Raw genomic sequence first — 14625 nt, forward strand, 5'->3', positions numbered from 1 at the left:
CAACCCAATGTCGGATCCAGAGCAGACAGGCTTCAAGCTTGGCGTTTTCTCAGCCAACGCGGATCGCGGGCTGACATTCTCGGTCGTTCCGGAAGCTTGGAAAGCGGACTGGGATGATGTGGCGGCCGCGGCGCAGATCGCTGACAAGGCCGGCATGGACTTCTTTCTGCCGATCGCGCGCTGGCGCGGTTATGGCGGATCGAGCAATGTGCGCGAATGGTCGTTCGAGACCTTCACATTCGCAGCCGGCCTCGCCTCGATCACCGAGCGCATCGCGCTGTTCATGACCGTGCACGTGCCGCTGCTGCATCCGCTTTATGCGGCCAAAGCATTGGCAACGGTCGATCACATCAGCCATGGTCGCGCCGGCTTGAACATCGTCTGTGGCTGGAACCCGGACGAGTTCGATATGTTCGGCGTGAGCTTGCAGAAAGAGCCTTATGCGCAAGCGGCCGAATGGCTCGACGTCATCGTCAAGACCTACAACAGCAATGGGCCGATCGATTTCGATGGCGCCAACTACAAGCTCAAAGGCGCGGTGAGCCGCCCGGCCTCCTTGCAGAAGCCTCGGCCGGTGACGATGAACGCGGCGTTTGGCCCGACCGGCCGGGATTTCGCGGCGCAAAACTGCGACCATCTCTTCACCAGCTTTACCGATCTGGACAGTGGCAAGGAACATGTCACCGATATCCGCGAACGGGCGAAGAAATTCGGCCGCTCGGTCGGCGTTTACACCATTGGCCATGTGGTCTGCCGGCCGACCCAGGCGGAGGCCGAGGATTATTACGACTACTATTCGCGCGACATGATCGACGAATTGGCCGTCGATTATCACATGCAGCAGAAGAAGAATTTCAGCCACAGCCACGAGGATGAAGCGTTCCGTCTCTACAAGCAGCGTTTCGCCGCTGGCACGGGTAGCTATCCTCTGGTTGGCACACCACGAACGATCGCCGGGGAGTTGGCCAAGTTCGCCGAGGTCGGCTATGGCGGCGCGGCTCTGTCCTTCGTGAACTATAAGGACGAGTTGCCGTATTTCTGCCAGGAGGTGATGCCGCTCCTGAAGGAGATGGGGCTTCGCACATGAGGACCTTCTCCTGATGAACCTGCGCGCCATGCGGATCGAGGCGGCCCTGCCGTGACTTCGCTGATCGACCTGCGGTCGACCTTTCCGCCATCGGCCCGCGTGGTGCCGGAGATGTTGCGCCAGCAGGCCGATCGCTATGGCGCGCGGCCGCTTTTTGTCTGCGGCGACGACGCCTGGTCGTTTGCGGAGGCTCCCGACAGAGCGGCTCGTTGTGCCGGAGCTCTTGGAGCTGCTGGCGTGAACGCTGGCGATCGGGTTGCGCTGTTGTGCAGCAATCGCTCCGAGTTCCTGGAACTGTTTTTGGGCTGCGCCTGGCTTGGTGCGGTATCCGTGCCGATCAACACTGCCGCCAGAGGCCTTCAGCTCCAGCACATTCTCAATGTCAGCGGCAGCCGTCTGATCGCGGTGGAGCGCGAGTTGCTGCCGGCGCTCGAGGGGCTTGATCTGGCATCCGCCGGCGTCACGACAATCTGGATTGTCGATCAGGACTTCGACGCAGCGGAATTTCCAGCGCGTGACGGTCTTGTCGTTGCTCCGATGCCGCGCAACGGCACGCCCGTCGCGCCCGCGAAATTGCAGCCACACGATCTTCTGACCATTCTGTTCACGTCGGGCACGACAGGGCCAGCGAAAGGCGTCTGCTGTCCGCATGGGCAATATTTCTGGTGGGCTTTTTACACGGGCCGGCAACTGGGTGTCGGCGAGGGGGATGTGCTGCATACCACCTTGCCCTTGTTTCACACCAATGCGCTCAATTGCTTTTTCCAGGCGCTGTTGTCCGGCAGCACGCAGGTGGTGGAGCGACGCTTCTCGGTTTCCAATTTCTGGTCCCGTCTCGTCGCTTCAGGCGCGACGGTGACTTATGTGTTGGGCGCCATGGTGCCGATGCTGCTGTCGCGTCCGCCGAGCGAGGATGAGAAGCGGCATCGCGTGCGCGTCGCTTTGGCGCCGGGCGTGCCCGGTCATTTCCATGAGGTCTTTACGGAGCGCAGCGGCATCCTGCTGCTCGATGGCTATGGCGCGACCGAAAGCAATGCGGTGATCGGCACCACGTCTGATAGCCGGCGACCGGGCTGGATGGGGCGTCTGGCCGATGGGTTCCAGGCGCGGGTTGTCGATGACGAGGACAATGAGGTTTCAGACGGCGTGCCGGGCGAATTGCTACTGCGCGCCAACGAACCCTTCGCCATGGCGGCCGGCTATTTTGGCATGCCCGAGAAGACGGTCGAGGCGTGGCGGAATCTGTGGTTGCATACGGGAGACCGCGTCGTCCGCGATCCAAGCGGTTATTTCAAATTCGTCGATCGGATGAAGGACACGATCCGCCGCCGGGGCGAGAATGTCTCGTCCTTCGATGTCGAGCAGGTGTTGTCGTCGCATCCCGCCGTCGAAGTCGCGGCCGTCTTTCCTGTGCCCTCTGATCTGGCTGAGGACGAGGTGATGGCCGCCATCGTGCTGAAAGCGGGCGAGAGCGTGGAGCCTGCCGACCTCGTGCGTTTCTGCGAGGGCAAGCTCTCCTATTTCGCGATCCCGCGCTTTGTCGAATTCTTCGACGCTCTGCCGCGCACCGAGAGCGGCAAGATCCAGAAGTTCAAACTGCGAGAGCGCGGCTGCTCGGCCGACACGTGGGATCTTGTGAAGGCCGGCATCGCGTTGAAACGTTAGCGTAAAGGGGCGGGCGAATGACGATTTCCTGGTTCTGTCAATGGGATTGCATTGGGGATCGTGCCGGCGAGGGCAAGCCCGCTCTGGACTCTTACGATCGGCAGGGCTTGGTGGCTTTGCTGCGTGGCTGTCGCGGCCTGATCGAAGGCCATGTTTTCTCGCCAGCCAGCGCGCACGATCCTCATTATGCCGCCGACCTTGGTGGGTCGCCGGTTCTCGTTCTGCAGCTCGAGTTTTCTGAGATCGCCGATCTGGAGCGTTGCCTGCAGGCGAATGGCTATTTGTCCTGCCTGGCCGATCCGCATTTTCTGCCGAGCCTTAACGGTGCTGCAGCCTCCCATCAGGCGATGTTGACGCGCCGCTATCCGGTCGCGGAGCCGCAGCCAGTTGCCGCGCCCGAAGGTCCGCTGAGCTATCTGGTCGAATATGCCGGGCCTGCGGCGGACGAGCAGGCCTGGCATCGCTTCTATGTCGGCAAACATCCGCATCTGCTGGCGAAGTTTCCCGGCATTCGCAAAATCGAAATCTATACGCCGGCGGTTGTCATTTCCGATCTGCCGTTCTCGCTACGCACATCGATGCAGCGGAACAAGACGGTGTTCGACAGTGCGGAAGCGATGAACGCGGCGATGCTGTCGCCGGTTCGCGATGCTTTGCGCCAGGATTTTCACAGCTTTCCCGCCTTCGAAGGGGAAGCCGCGCACTATCCGTTTCACACGCTCTCCGTTGCGGGAACCGCATAGACGCGGCGAATTTAGCCGGGCTATGCTGCGCACGGACGCGGTGCGAGAGGAGTGGGGAATGCCCAGCACGGACAGGACATGCCTGCGACAGCGGATTGGCGGGAACGCGCCTGTCGGTATGTTCTGGATGTCGATGGGCACGCCGGCGATTTTGGAGCTGGCGCTCGAAGCCACTCCCGATGCGATCGTCATCGATTCCCAACACGGCCTCTGGGAGCGGCGCACGATCGAAGAAGCGATCGGCACCGTGGGCGAACGCGCTCCTGTTCTGGTGCGCGTCGCCGAGAATTCCGCCTTAGCCATCGGCCAGGCCTTGGATGCTGGCGCTGAAGGCGTGATCGTCCCGCTTATCGAGACGCAGGCCGAAGCAGCGGCTGTGGTCTCCGCTGCCCGGTTTCCGCCGCAGGGCACAAGATCTGGCGGCGGCGTGCGGCCGCTGGGTCGTAATTTCGCGGCTTATTATGAGGCCGCGATTGCGCGAACCGTTGTCGGCGTGATGATCGAAACGGCAGGTGGCGTGCAGCAAGCCGACGCCATTGCTGCCACGGCTGGCATCGATTTTGTTTTCATCGGCACCGGCGATCTGGCGATTTCCTTGGGCTGCTTTCCTCAGATCGACGGACGCCATGAGGAAGCTTGCCAGCGTGTGCTCGCGGCTTGCCGAAAAGCCGGCGTGCCGTGCGGCATCTACACCGGCAATGCGGAAGCCGCGTTGAAGCGGCGGCAGCAGGGATTTGAGATTGTTGTCGTCGCCAACGACATCGATGTCGTCAGTGGTGGTTTCGCGGATGCGATGAAGCGATTTTCCGGCCGCGCATCGGGTGCGGTTCAATCGGGTTATGGTGGATCGAAGGAGAGCAAAAATATGTCAGCAGCGCTTCTTACTCAGCTTGTATCAGCCTTGTCGGGCGGGCAGATCCGCATGGTCGATCTGACGCAAACCTTGCGGCCGTCGACCCCGGTCATTCAATTGCCGCCGCCGTTCGCGCAATCCGACCCGTTCAGCACGACCGAAATTTCGCACTATGACGAGCGCGGCCCGGCCTGGTACTGGAACAACATCGCCTTGGGCGAACACACGGGCACCCATTTCGACGCGCCGGCCCATTGGGTGACGGGCCAGCACAATGCCAAGGGTTATACCGATACCATTCCGATCGACCGCTTCATCGCACCGGCTTGTGTGATCGATTGCTCGAAGGAAGCGAAGGCGGACGAGAAGTTCCTGCTGGAGCCGGCCTTCATCGAGGCTTGGGAAGCGCGTCATGGCCGCATCCCCGATGGTGCCTGGGTACTGATGCGTTCCGACTGGTCGAAGCGCGAGGATCCGGCGGCCTTTCTGAATATGAAGGAAGATGGCCCGCATGTGCCGGGCCCCTCGGCGGCCGCGGTGAAGTTCCTGGTCGAGCAGCGCAATGTGAACGGCTGGGGTGTCGAGGCGGTCGGCACCGATGCGGGACAGGCCTTTGCTTTCGAGCCCGCTTTTCCGGCGCATCATCTCATGCACGGCGCCAACAAGCTGGGGCTCGCCAGCCTCTGCAATCTCGATCAGCTGCCACCGACAGGCGCCGTGCTCATCACCACGCCGCTGAAAATCGAAAAGGGATCGGGCAGCCCGTTGCGCGTGATCGCGCTGATCGCGTCCTAGTCCGGGTTGAGATCATTGCCGCCGTCATGGCCGCCCAAGGGCGGTTGTGACGGCGTGTGTTTGTCGAGGCGGGCGTAGCGGCCAGTTCTACCTCCACTGGATTACCGAAGAGGCCGTGCCATCAACAGCTTAACTCTGATGACCGAGGCCCATCGCGCATCAGTCTCGGCAAGCTCGCATGGGCATTTTCACAATACTGCGCAACTATTTGGAATTTCGAGTGTTTCTAGTGGACGGATAGACCTCGAATTTTGAAAAGAATTCTGATGATCTTGATTGCCGAGGATGATGCTCTGCAGCGCCTGAATTTGGAGGCAGTCTTAGTAGAGGCTGGTTTCACCGTTGTCGCCACTGCGGATGGTGATGAAGCGCTTGGCGTGCTTCAGACGAGGTCTGATATTCTTGTGTTGATTTCCGACGTGCAGATGCCAGGGTCGTTGAATGGTATCGAGTTGATGTGGGTGGTTCGTGATCGGTGGCCTCCGGTCAAGATCATCCTCACATCTGGGAACGCTAAGCGCGACGGACTTCCCGATGATGTTGTGTTGTTTGTGAAGCCTTATATCGAGCGTGAGCTGCTTTCCAAACTTCGCCTGCTGCTCGCTTAGCGTTCCAAATTCTTGAGCGGAACGATCAATTGCGCGCGCAATCCTTCTGCTGACCAATCATAGTTTATCGTGCCTTGGAGGGACCGCAGGGTGTTGGCGATCAGTTTCGATCCAAAACCGCTTCGGGTTGGTTGGACGACAGTGGGCCCTCGATCTTCCTGCCAATTCAAGATGAGCTGGTCGTCCTTACATTTCCAATCGATATGGAGTTCACCACCCTCAACGCTGAGCGCGCCATACTTAACGGCGTTGGTCGCGAGTTCGTGCAGCATCAGCGCCATACTGTTGGTGGTATTTTCGCCGAGTTGGATACTCTGCCCTTTAAGTGTCGGCACGAAGTAGGGCTTCAGGATCTTTTCGACCAGTTGAGCCAAATCCACCCCTTGCGGTTTTATCGAGGGATGGAATGATCTTCTCACTAGGCCGTGCGCATCGGCCAGCGCTCCAAAGCGGCCGCGCAAAACTTCGACCAAGTCGTCTTTCGATTCCGCAAGACGGGCCGACAGTCCCAGAATGCTATTGTTGATCGCGAAGATATTGGAAATGCGGTGGTTCATCTCCCGCGTCAAAGTCTCCTGCTCCTCAAGAGCCTGTTTGAGCTTTTCGTCGGCTTTGAGCATCCGCAGGGCTGTTCCCGCAAAGGCGGCCAGATGGGTCAACGTCTCCATATGGCCTGCGTTAAATTCGTCTCCCTCTTTTGCAACAACCCACAGTGTTCCCAAGCTTTGTCCGCCATCAATCGGGAGCGGCACCAGCAGGACTTCCGGCACCGTGATGTTGGCCTTCCTGATCCAGTCGTAGACTCGTTCGGGATTGCGCATCAAAAGCGCTCCCTCCTGATCCAGGCAGACGCCGCAAGGGCTGTCATGGCGGGGCGTCGTTTCTCCGTCGAAAACCTCAAGCTTGCCGTGCAGGGCTGTCCAACGAAAAACCGGGCCGTCGAGAACACTAATGCCGGCAGAATCGGCGCTGCAAAGGTCGAGCGCCTGTTCGACGAGATGGGGGAGAAGTTGCTGAGGATTATGAGCCATCTGCCGGCTCAGATCGTGCAGCGCTAAATTTTCCCGCTGATAATTGCGATCAGGTCGATCACGACGCGCCAATTCGCCCGTGATAATAATCTCATCCAGCTCAAAACACTGTTCGTCTGGCATGTGAATTGGACCCGTGCCGGGTTTCCCCATTGGTGTCGCAGTGTATCAGAACGACTGGACCACGCCAGTTTTGCGTAAAGCGCTCGAAATCAGTCGGTGCTGTGTGATTGAAATTGGTTTGCTCGTTCCGCTCCGACCTTGACGAGCCAGCGGACGACGATCGTTCGGGGCGGGTAAGTCCTGGGCAATCCCGAGTCCGAAACAATCCAGGGACAATCGAACGTGCCGCAGGTCATTGCGCTTGTCAGGAAATTTTTGGAATTCATCCTGCGCCAGCAGAGGGGCAGGGTGGTAGCGGAGGAGGGACTCGAACCCCCGACCCCAGGATTATGATTCCCGTGCTCTAACCAGCTGAGCTACCCCGCCACGGGGTCTCCGGCGCGCCGGATGAGCGGGGGTATAGGGGGCAGGCTGCGGGGGTGTCAAGCAGGGGATGGCACTTCTGGTGGGGTGGGCTGCGCTAAGCGGCGTTCTTGCGCTATCTTGCGGAAATCCAGGGGGATCAAGGCGCCGGCGGGGTGGCCAACAGGGCCAACTGTCCACAGGCGCGGGTCGGAAAGGCGGGCCGGTGGCGTCAGGCAAGCTCAAGACATATCGCGCCAAACGCGATTTCTCGAAGACCCAGGAGCCGCAGGGGGCGGCGCGCGCGGTGCCGGCGCAGGCGCTGCGCTATGTCATTCAGAAGCACGATGCCACCCGGCTGCATTACGATCTACGCCTGGAACTCGACGGAGTGTTCAAATCCTGGGCGGTGACGCGCGGTCCCTCGCGCGATCCGACGGTGAAGCGGCTGGCGGTCGAGGTCGAGGATCACCCGCTCGACTATGGCGATTTCGAAGGCACCATCCCGAAGGGCGAATATGGCGGCGGCACGGTGCAGATCTGGGACCGGGGCTATTGGCTGTCGGCCGATCCGCACAAGGAGTTGCTGAAGGGCGATCTGAAATTCGTGCTTGAGGGCAAGCGGCTGAAGGGCGGCTGGGTGCTGGTGCGCATGAAGCAGGATCGCAACGGGGGCAAGCGCACCAACTGGCTGTTGATCAAGCATCGCGATGAATATGCGGTCGAAGGCGATGACGATGGCGTGTTGCAGGGCGATCGTTCGGCCGCCTCCGGGCGAAGCCTACAGGCGATCGCCGCCGGACGGGGCAAGGCGCCGGAACCCTTCATGACCCACAAGGGGCCTTCGCCTGATGCGATCTGGCATTCGAAGCCGAAGGAGAGCGCCGGCGCGCGCAAGCTGGCTGCCAAGGGCAAGGAGAACAAGCGCAAGGAGAAGACTGCGATGCCGGCGTTTGTCGCGCCGCAGCTCTGTGCCGCTTTCGATCAGCCGCCATCGGGCAGCGGCTGGGCGCATGAGATCAAGCTCGATGGCTATCGCATCATCCTGCGTGTCGAGGCGGGGCAGGCGCAGGTTTTGACACGCACCGGCCTCGATTGGTCGAAGCGCTTTCCCGAGATCGCCAAGGCGGCCGGCGCATTGCCGGACTGTATGATCGATGGCGAAATCGCAGCGCTTGATGGCGACGGCAGAACCGACTTCCCGATGCTGCAGGCGGCCTTGTCGGCCTCGCAGACGCAGGACCTGGTGTTCTTCGGTTTCGACCTGCTGTTCCTTGAGGGCGAAGATCTGCGTGAGCAAGCGTTGCAGGAACGCAAGTTGCGGCTGAACGATTTTCTTAAAGGACATGGCACCGACCGGCTGCGTTATCTCGATCATTTCCTGTCCGAGGGCGACGAGGTTCTGCAATCGGTGCGCGCGCTGCATCTGGAAGGCATCGTGTCGAAGCGGCTCGAAGCGCCTTACCGTTCCGGCCGCAGCGATCTGTGGCGCAAGATCAAATGCCGCGCCGGCCATGAGGTCGTCATTGGCGCGTGGACGTCGAACGGCAAATCCTTCCGCTCGCTGCTCGGCGGCGTCTATCGCGACGGCAAGCTGGCCTATGTCGGGCGTATCGGGACAGGATATGGCCAAAGTGTCGTGCAAAAACTGATGCCGGAACTGAAGGCTCATGCGGCGCGACGTAGTCCGTTCAGCGGCAAGAGCGCGCCGAAGGCCGACAAGACGATCCACTGGTTGAAGCCGGTGCTGGTGGCCGAGATTGAATTCGCCGGTTGGACCGATGATGGCATGGTGCGGCAGGCAGCATTCAAGGGGCTGCGCGCTGACAAGCCAGCGCAGGAGGTTGTGGTCGAAATGCCGAAACCTACACTGCCTCCGATTGCCGCGTCGGCGGCGCCTGTACGATCCGGCTCGTTGGCCCGCGTCATGGGCGTCGATATTTCCAAACCGAATAAGGCGCTGTGGCCCGATGGTGGCGATGGGCGGCCGGTGACGAAGCTCGACCTGGCGCAGTATTTCGACAGTGTCGGCGATTGGATGATGCCGCATCTCAGGGGCCGGCCCTGTTCCATCGTGCGCATGCCCGATGGCATCGGTGGTGAGAGCTTCTTTCAGCGCCATGCCATGCAGGGCATGTCCGATTTGATCGATCTGATGGAGATCGCGGGCGAGAAGCCGCCCTATGTCAGCATCGATCACAAGGAAGCGCTCGCGGCTTTGGCGCAGGTGGCGGCGCTTGAACTGCATCCCTGGAATGGCGTGCCTGGAGATCCTGATCATGCCGGCCGGTTGGTGTTCGATCTTGACCCGGGGCCGGACGTTGCCTTCGATGCGGTGATCGAGGCGGCGAAGGATCTGAAGGAGCGGCTCGCGGCGGTGAAGTTGGAAAGCTTCTGCAAGACCACGGGCGGCAAGGGGCTGCATGTAGTCGTGCCGCTGATCGACAAGGGGCGCGGGCTGGCGGACTGGCCGACGGCGAAGAACTTCGCTTATGCGCTGTGTCTGGCCATGGAGGCCGATACGCCGGATCGCTATGTGGTCAATATGGCGAAGGCGAAACGGGGCGGGCGGATCTTTCTCGACTACCTGCGCAATGATCGTAAATCGACCGCCGTGGCGCCGCTGTCACCACGTGCGCGCCCTGGCGCTCTGGTCTCCATGCCATTGCCGTGGACGCGCGTGCGCAAAGGGCTCGATCCCAAGGCGTTCACGCTGCGCACGGCGCCGGCGTTGCTGGAGAAGATCAAGCCATGGGCGGACTATGATGAGGCCCGTGGCTCTCTGGCCGATGTGTTGAAACGGATGCAGAAAAAATAAGCCCTCCTGGTCGCAAGACCGGGAGGGCTGTTTGTTTCAGGCGAATCGCTTTGCGTCGTTCAACGCAGGGTCTTGAGCGCCGAATCCCACTTGAGCATTTCGTCGAGCAGGGTCTTGGCGGACAGTTCGATCGCGTCGTTGCCCTTGAATTCCTTCTTGTCGTCGAGCAGAGCGCCGACGGCGGGGACGGGCACGCCTTCCGGCGGTGTCACCAGTTTCAAGGAGGTGGCCATCGAGCGGGCAACCTGGGCCGAGCGCAGGCCGCCGGAGACGCCGCCATAGCTGACGAAGCCCGCCACCTTATAGTTCCACTCGTTGTAGACGTAGTTCAGCGCGTTGAAGAAAGACGGCGGCGGATTGTAGTTGTATTCGGGAACAACGAAGACATAGGCATCGGCCGACTTGACGCTCTCGCTCCACTTCTTCGTGTGCGCGTGCTCGTATTTCTGCATGCGCGGATGCATCGGCTCGTCGAAGACCGGCAGATTGAAATCGGCGAGGTCGACCAATGTCGAGTCAAAGCCGCCATGCTTCTGGGCGTAGCTGTTGAACCACTTGCCGACAGCTGGGCCGATACGGCCAGGACGGGTGCTGGTGATGATAACGTGAAGTTTCGACGGCACGGGCAACTCCAATGACGGAAAAGGCAGCAATGGGGCTTGTACCCCAGTTACTAAATGTTACCTAACTTCCAACTGATCTTTGCGCAAGAAGGCACAGGCATGGAACGAAGGAACACGGGTGTCACCGGCAATTGTCAGCATGTGCGGGAAACCCTGACCCGTATCGGCGACAAATGGTCGGTACTGGTCATCATGACGCTCGGTGCCGGTCCGATGCGGTTCAATGAGCTGCGGCGGGCGGTCGACGGCGTTTCGCAGCGGATGCTGACATTGACCCTGCGCGGTCTTGAGCGCGACGGCTTCGTCATCCGCACGGTGCGACCGACCGTGCCGCCGCAAGTCGATTATGAGCTGACGGGCCTGGGCATATCGTTGCAAGGACCGGTGCGGGCCCTGGGCCAATGGGCCTTCACCCATCAGCCGCTGGTAGAAGAGGCGCGTCGGCGTTACGACGGCCCGGCCACCGCCGGCTTGCCAGAGCCTAGAGCAGGTCGCCTTTCGACAGAAACGCGGCTTGTCTAGAAGCTTTGTTTTGATGGGTCTTCAAGGCGCTCGTTCAAGGCGCTCGTTCATGGCGCTCGGCGATGCCGCCGAGCTGCGAAACGCTGTGAACGCTCTATTTGCGCCGTAGCCGCACGAGCGTGAACAGGCCGAGCGGCGACAGGGTGCGGCGCTCGAGCAATTCGACCTCGGGACGCGCAGCGATCCAGTCACCGATGATCGACCAGGGGAATTGCGGGCGCCAGCCGAGTTTGGCCGCCTGTTTGGCCATGGCCGCTTCGATCCAGGAGATAGGGCCGCTTTCGGCGCCGATGTGATTGACGATGATGATCTCACCACCTGGGCGCACGACGCGGACCATTTCGTCCAGGGTGCGCGCCGGATCAGGCACGGTGGTGATGACGTAGGGCGTGACGGCGGCGTCAAAACTGTGATCGGAATATTCGAGGTTCATGGCGTCCATGACGCGCAGCTCCTCGACATTGCGGAGGCCGAGATCGGCGACGCGTCGGCGGGCGATGTCCAGCATCGGGCCGCAGAGGTCGATACCGGTGATCTTCACTTGAGTGGAAAACAGCGGCAGTTCGAGGCCGGTGCCGATGCCGACATCGAGCACGCGGCCTTCGAGGCGATTGACCGCGTCAGCGGCGGCTTGGCGCCCCGGCTTCATGATCAGCGCGAACACATTGTCGTAGACCGGCGCCCAGCGCGCGTAAGCGTCTTCGACGTTGGAACTGGTGATGGTCTGCACGCGCTTCTCGTCGCCCCCGGCCATGTTGTCCATATCTACCGTGCATGCTTGCCTTGTGCGAGCCGCATACGCAAGCTTAGGCTATGCAGTGGCGCGGATGAAGCCGCCGCCGAGGACGCGGGCGCGCGGTGAGGCGTCTTCGTAGAAGACGCAGGCTTGGCCTGGCGAAACGCCGTCCTCGCCCGACAGCAGTTCCACAACCACGGCGCCGGTATCGTCGCGGCGCAGCACCGCGGGGGCTGGCGCGCGGGTCGAGCGCAGGCGGGCGGCGATTTCGACGCCGGCTGCGGGAATTGTGGCGAAGTCGCCGCTGCCGATCCAGTTGACGTCGCGCAGATGCACCGCGCGCGTCGCCAGCGCCTCACGCGGGCCGACGATGACCTGGCGCTTGGCCGAATCGAGCTTCACCACGAACAGGGGCGTGCCGCCGGTTGTCGCATGGTCGGTGAGGCCAAGGCCGCGCCGCTGGCCGATCGTATAGCGGACGATGCCCGTGTGGCGGCCAAGCACGCGTCCATCGATATGGACGATATCGCCGGGCTCGCCAGCCTCGGGCCGCAGGCGGGCGATAATGTCGGTATATTTGCCCGACGGTACGAAACAAATGTCCTGGCTGTCGGGCTTGTCGGCGACAACGAGACCGAATTCACGCGCCAGATCGCGCACCTGCGCCTTGGGCCGGTCGCCGAGCGGGAAGCGCAGCATGCGCAGCTGGTCGCGGGTGGTGGCGAACAGGAAATAGCTCTGATCGCGGTCGGCGTCGGCGGCGCGATAAAGCGCACGGTCGTCCGAACCTTCCACGGCGCGCGACGAGATATAATGGCCGGTGGCCAATACATCGGCGTTCAGGTCGACGGCGGTGTTGAACAGATCGGCGAATTTGATGTGCTGGTTGCAGGCAACGCAGGGAATCGGCGTCTCGCCCGCCAAATAAGAATCGGCGAAAGCGTCGATGACCTTTTCCCGGAACAGCCCTTCATAATTCAGGACGTAATGGGGAATGCCGATGCGCTCCGCGACGCGGCGGGCATCGTTGATGTCCTGGCCGGCGCAGCAGGCGCCCTTGCGATGGGTGGCGGCGCCGTGATCGTAGAGCTGCAGGGTGACGCCGATGACGTCATACCCCTCCCGGGCCAGCAAAGCGGCGACAACCGAAGAATCGACCCCGCCGGACATGGCGACGACCACGCGCGTTTCCCCCGCCGGCTTGGGCAAGCCAAGCGAATTCAGCGGGGCGCCAGACGATTCTGCCAGGCTGCGGGCGGAAAACATGGGTCAAATCTCGTGAAACAGGCCGATGTCAAAGACCATTCTGGCGGCAAATGCAACCGCCAAACAGTCAGGCTTGCGTTGTCGCTTTATGTGGGGACGGCCGGCCCGGCTGCCAAGGCAATAAAACCGGTTTGTGAATGGGGCGAAAATTCGGCTGACCGCAATTATGGTTAACCATCCGTTTGAGCCTGTTCCGAACGGGCACGCTTTCGCGGCCTTGGAAAGAAATTGGCAATAAATGGCAGTGTTTTAGGCGATTTTTACGGGAAAAGTCAGCGCCTCACTTAGGCAAATTTTAAATCCGCGCAGGTACCGTTCTCAATAGTTGAGGTCACCATTTAGTACGCGAGTGAGTAACATGACCGAGCCCCACCGCCCGAGGGTCAAATATGTCATCGGGCCCGATGGAAGTCCTCTGACGATCGCCGATCTCCCGCCGCCGACCACCAAGCGATGGGTCATCCGGCGTAAGGCTGAAGTGGTGGCTGCGGTGCGGGGAGGTCTTTTGTCCCTGGACGAAGCCTGCTCCCGCTACACCCTGACCGTCGATGAGTTTCTGAGCTGGCAGATGTCGATCGACCAGCATGGTCTGGCCGGTTTGCGTACCACGCGCATTCAGCAATATCGCCAGTAACGGTTCGCCGTTTCAGGTAGACTTGTTTCAAGCTTGGAAAGGCCGGTCCGCAGGGGCCGGCTTTTTGCTGTTCATATCCATGACGGCGGCAATCCGCCGGCGCAGCGCCTGCGCGATTTCCCGCGAGGCATCGGGCGTCAGGTGCAGCCCGTCGACGGACATCGGCTCGCCGCGGTGGTCCGCAGCGTCGCAGATCTGGGCGCCATCGACATAGATCCAGCGATGCGCGCGGGCAAAGGCGTTTGCATCCCGGTTGAGGCTCTCCATCGCGGCAGCGCCATGGGCGTAGTCCGGCGCGGCGGTGTCGATCCGCGGCAGGGATAGAATGAAGGTCGCCTCGCGGCCTTCGACGGCATTGGCGATCTTGCGCAGATTCTCTTTGAAGTTCGTGCGCGTCGCTTCGCTGGCGCCCTTCTGCAGCGCGTCATTGGCGCCGATCGACAGGACGGTGATGCGCGGTCGGCGGCCGGAGAGGATCTGGGTGATCCGGGGATGGAATTCCCCGCTGGTCAGACCCAGCAGCGCAACTTCAATGACCGGCAAATCGGCGATCGGGCTCAAAACCAAATGCGCCACGGTCGAGTCCCCCGCCACAAGCACGAAATCCCCGTCGACTTGGCGGAGCCTGGCTTGCGCATTCAAGGTGGCGCGATTGGCATCGCGGCGGATGAGTTTTCCCTGGCGGCGTGCGCCGAGGATCCAGCCGATCATCAGGCACACGGAAAGGGCGAGCGCCAAGCCGATACAGAAGATGATGATGTCGCGTGCGGTGAACATGA

General features: G+C 61.3%; 13 protein-coding genes and 1 tRNA gene. 8 read left to right on the forward strand and 6 right to left on the reverse strand.

The annotated features are described in order from the left end of the window. The first annotated feature begins 7 nt into the window (after positions 1–7). The 5 genes from BLW50_RS00150 (at position 8) to BLW50_RS00170 (ending at position 5751) form a co-directional block, all read left to right on the forward strand. Positions 8–1087, forward strand: a complete 1080-nt coding sequence (locus tag BLW50_RS00150; protein WP_090696095.1) for an LLM class flavin-dependent oxidoreductase — start codon at positions 8–10, stop codon at positions 1085–1087. 51 nt (positions 1088–1138) lie between these two features. Beyond that, the gene (locus tag BLW50_RS00155; RefSeq protein WP_244544086.1) at positions 1139–2752 is read left to right on the forward strand and encodes an ATP-dependent acyl-CoA ligase; all 1614 of its coding nucleotides are present in this window, start codon (positions 1139–1141) and stop codon (positions 2750–2752) included. 17 nt (positions 2753–2769) lie between these two features. Beyond that, complete coding sequence (locus tag BLW50_RS00160; protein WP_090696096.1) at positions 2770–3495, forward strand: hypothetical protein; 726 nt, start codon at positions 2770–2772, stop codon at positions 3493–3495. 58 nt (positions 3496–3553) lie between these two features. After that, positions 3554–5143 (forward strand): aldolase/citrate lyase family protein, encoded by a 1590-nt coding sequence (locus BLW50_RS31300; protein WP_170849901.1) that lies wholly within the window; start codon positions 3554–3556, stop codon positions 5141–5143. Between the two features lie 266 nt (positions 5144–5409). Next, a complete protein-coding gene (locus tag BLW50_RS00170) occupies positions 5410–5751 on the forward strand; it encodes a response regulator (protein WP_090696098.1) in 342 nt (113 codons plus the stop codon). Here BLW50_RS00170 and BLW50_RS00175 read toward each other — a convergent pair. Together BLW50_RS00175 and BLW50_RS00180 are read right to left on the reverse strand one after the other, a co-directional pair. Further along, positions 5748–6905 carry an HWE histidine kinase domain-containing protein gene (locus BLW50_RS00175; protein ID WP_170849902.1) on the reverse strand — a complete coding sequence of 386 codons (1158 nt, stop codon included), beginning with the start codon at positions 6903–6905 and terminating at the stop codon, positions 5748–5750. The two genes, BLW50_RS00170 and BLW50_RS00175, sit on opposite strands and share 4 nt — an antisense overlap. Before the next feature lie 289 nt (positions 6906–7194). Then, positions 7195–7271: transfer RNA gene (locus tag BLW50_RS00180), tRNA-Met, on the reverse strand. Between the two features lie 202 nt (positions 7272–7473). Here BLW50_RS00180 and ligD point away from each other — a divergent pair. Beyond that, entirely contained in the window at positions 7474–10065 is a 2592-nt protein-coding gene (gene ligD, locus BLW50_RS00185; protein ID WP_090696100.1) for a DNA ligase D, read from the forward strand. Positions 10066–10124: 59 nt separating this feature from the next. Here the strand turns inward: ligD and BLW50_RS00190 are convergent, their stop codons facing one another. Continuing rightward, positions 10125–10688 (reverse strand): NADPH-dependent FMN reductase, encoded by a 564-nt coding sequence (locus BLW50_RS00190; RefSeq protein WP_090708474.1) that lies wholly within the window; start codon positions 10686–10688, stop codon positions 10125–10127. 99 nt (positions 10689–10787) lie between these two features. On the opposite strand from BLW50_RS00190, the gene BLW50_RS00195 reads away from it, so the two are divergent. Continuing rightward, a complete protein-coding gene (locus tag BLW50_RS00195; RefSeq protein WP_090696101.1) occupies positions 10788–11210 on the forward strand; it encodes a winged helix-turn-helix transcriptional regulator in 423 nt (140 codons plus the stop codon). Between the two features lie 94 nt (positions 11211–11304). Here BLW50_RS00195 and BLW50_RS00200 read toward each other — a convergent pair whose 3' ends face one another. Both BLW50_RS00200 and mnmA read right to left on the reverse strand, forming a co-directional pair. After that, complete coding sequence (locus BLW50_RS00200; protein ID WP_090708476.1) at positions 11305–11964, reverse strand: class I SAM-dependent methyltransferase; 660 nt, start codon at positions 11962–11964, stop codon at positions 11305–11307. Positions 11965–12021: 57 nt separating this feature from the next. Beyond that, positions 12022–13212, reverse strand: a complete 1191-nt coding sequence (gene mnmA / locus BLW50_RS00205) for a tRNA 2-thiouridine(34) synthase MnmA (RefSeq protein ID WP_090696102.1) — start codon at positions 13210–13212, stop codon at positions 12022–12024. 358 nt (positions 13213–13570) lie between these two features. Here mnmA and BLW50_RS00210 point away from each other — a divergent pair, with 358 nt between their 5' ends. After that, the gene (locus BLW50_RS00210) at positions 13571–13846 is read left to right on the forward strand and encodes a CtrA inhibitor SciP (protein ID WP_090696103.1); all 276 of its coding nucleotides are present in this window, start codon (positions 13571–13573) and stop codon (positions 13844–13846) included. 27 nt (positions 13847–13873) lie between these two features. Here BLW50_RS00210 and BLW50_RS00215 read toward each other — a convergent pair whose 3' ends face one another. Next, positions 13874–14584, reverse strand: coding sequence for an SGNH/GDSL hydrolase family protein (locus BLW50_RS00215; protein ID WP_170849903.1), 711 nt, complete (start codon positions 14582–14584; stop codon positions 13874–13876). Positions 14585–14625 lie beyond the last annotated feature (41 nt).

This window comes from Beijerinckia sp. 28-YEA-48 (genome assembly GCF_900104955.1).
In the GTDB taxonomy this organism is placed as follows: domain Bacteria; phylum Pseudomonadota; class Alphaproteobacteria; order Rhizobiales; family Beijerinckiaceae; genus Terripilifer.

Coding starts and splice junctions, on each gene's coding strand:
- BLW50_RS00150 (WP_090696095.1), top strand. CDS start 8: ATGTCGGATCCAGAGCAGACAGGCTTCAAGCTTGGCGTTTTCTCAGCC.
- BLW50_RS00160 (WP_090696096.1), top strand. CDS start 2,770: ATGACGATTTCCTGGTTCTGTCAATGGGATTGCATTGGGGATCGTGCC.
- BLW50_RS31300 (WP_170849901.1), top strand. CDS start 3,554: ATGCCCAGCACGGACAGGACATGCCTGCGACAGCGGATTGGCGGGAAC.
- BLW50_RS00170 (WP_090696098.1), top strand. CDS start 5,410: ATGATCTTGATTGCCGAGGATGATGCTCTGCAGCGCCTGAATTTGGAG.
- BLW50_RS00175 (WP_170849902.1), bottom strand. CDS start 6,905: ATGCCAGACGAACAGTGTTTTGAGCTGGATGAGATTATTATCACGGGC.
- BLW50_RS00195 (WP_090696101.1), top strand. CDS start 10,788: ATGGAACGAAGGAACACGGGTGTCACCGGCAATTGTCAGCATGTGCGG.
- BLW50_RS00200 (WP_090708476.1), bottom strand. CDS start 11,964: ATGGCCGGGGGCGACGAGAAGCGCGTGCAGACCATCACCAGTTCCAAC.
- mnmA (WP_090696102.1), bottom strand. CDS start 13,212: ATGTTTTCCGCCCGCAGCCTGGCAGAATCGTCTGGCGCCCCGCTGAAT.
- BLW50_RS00210 (WP_090696103.1), top strand. CDS start 13,571: ATGACCGAGCCCCACCGCCCGAGGGTCAAATATGTCATCGGGCCCGAT.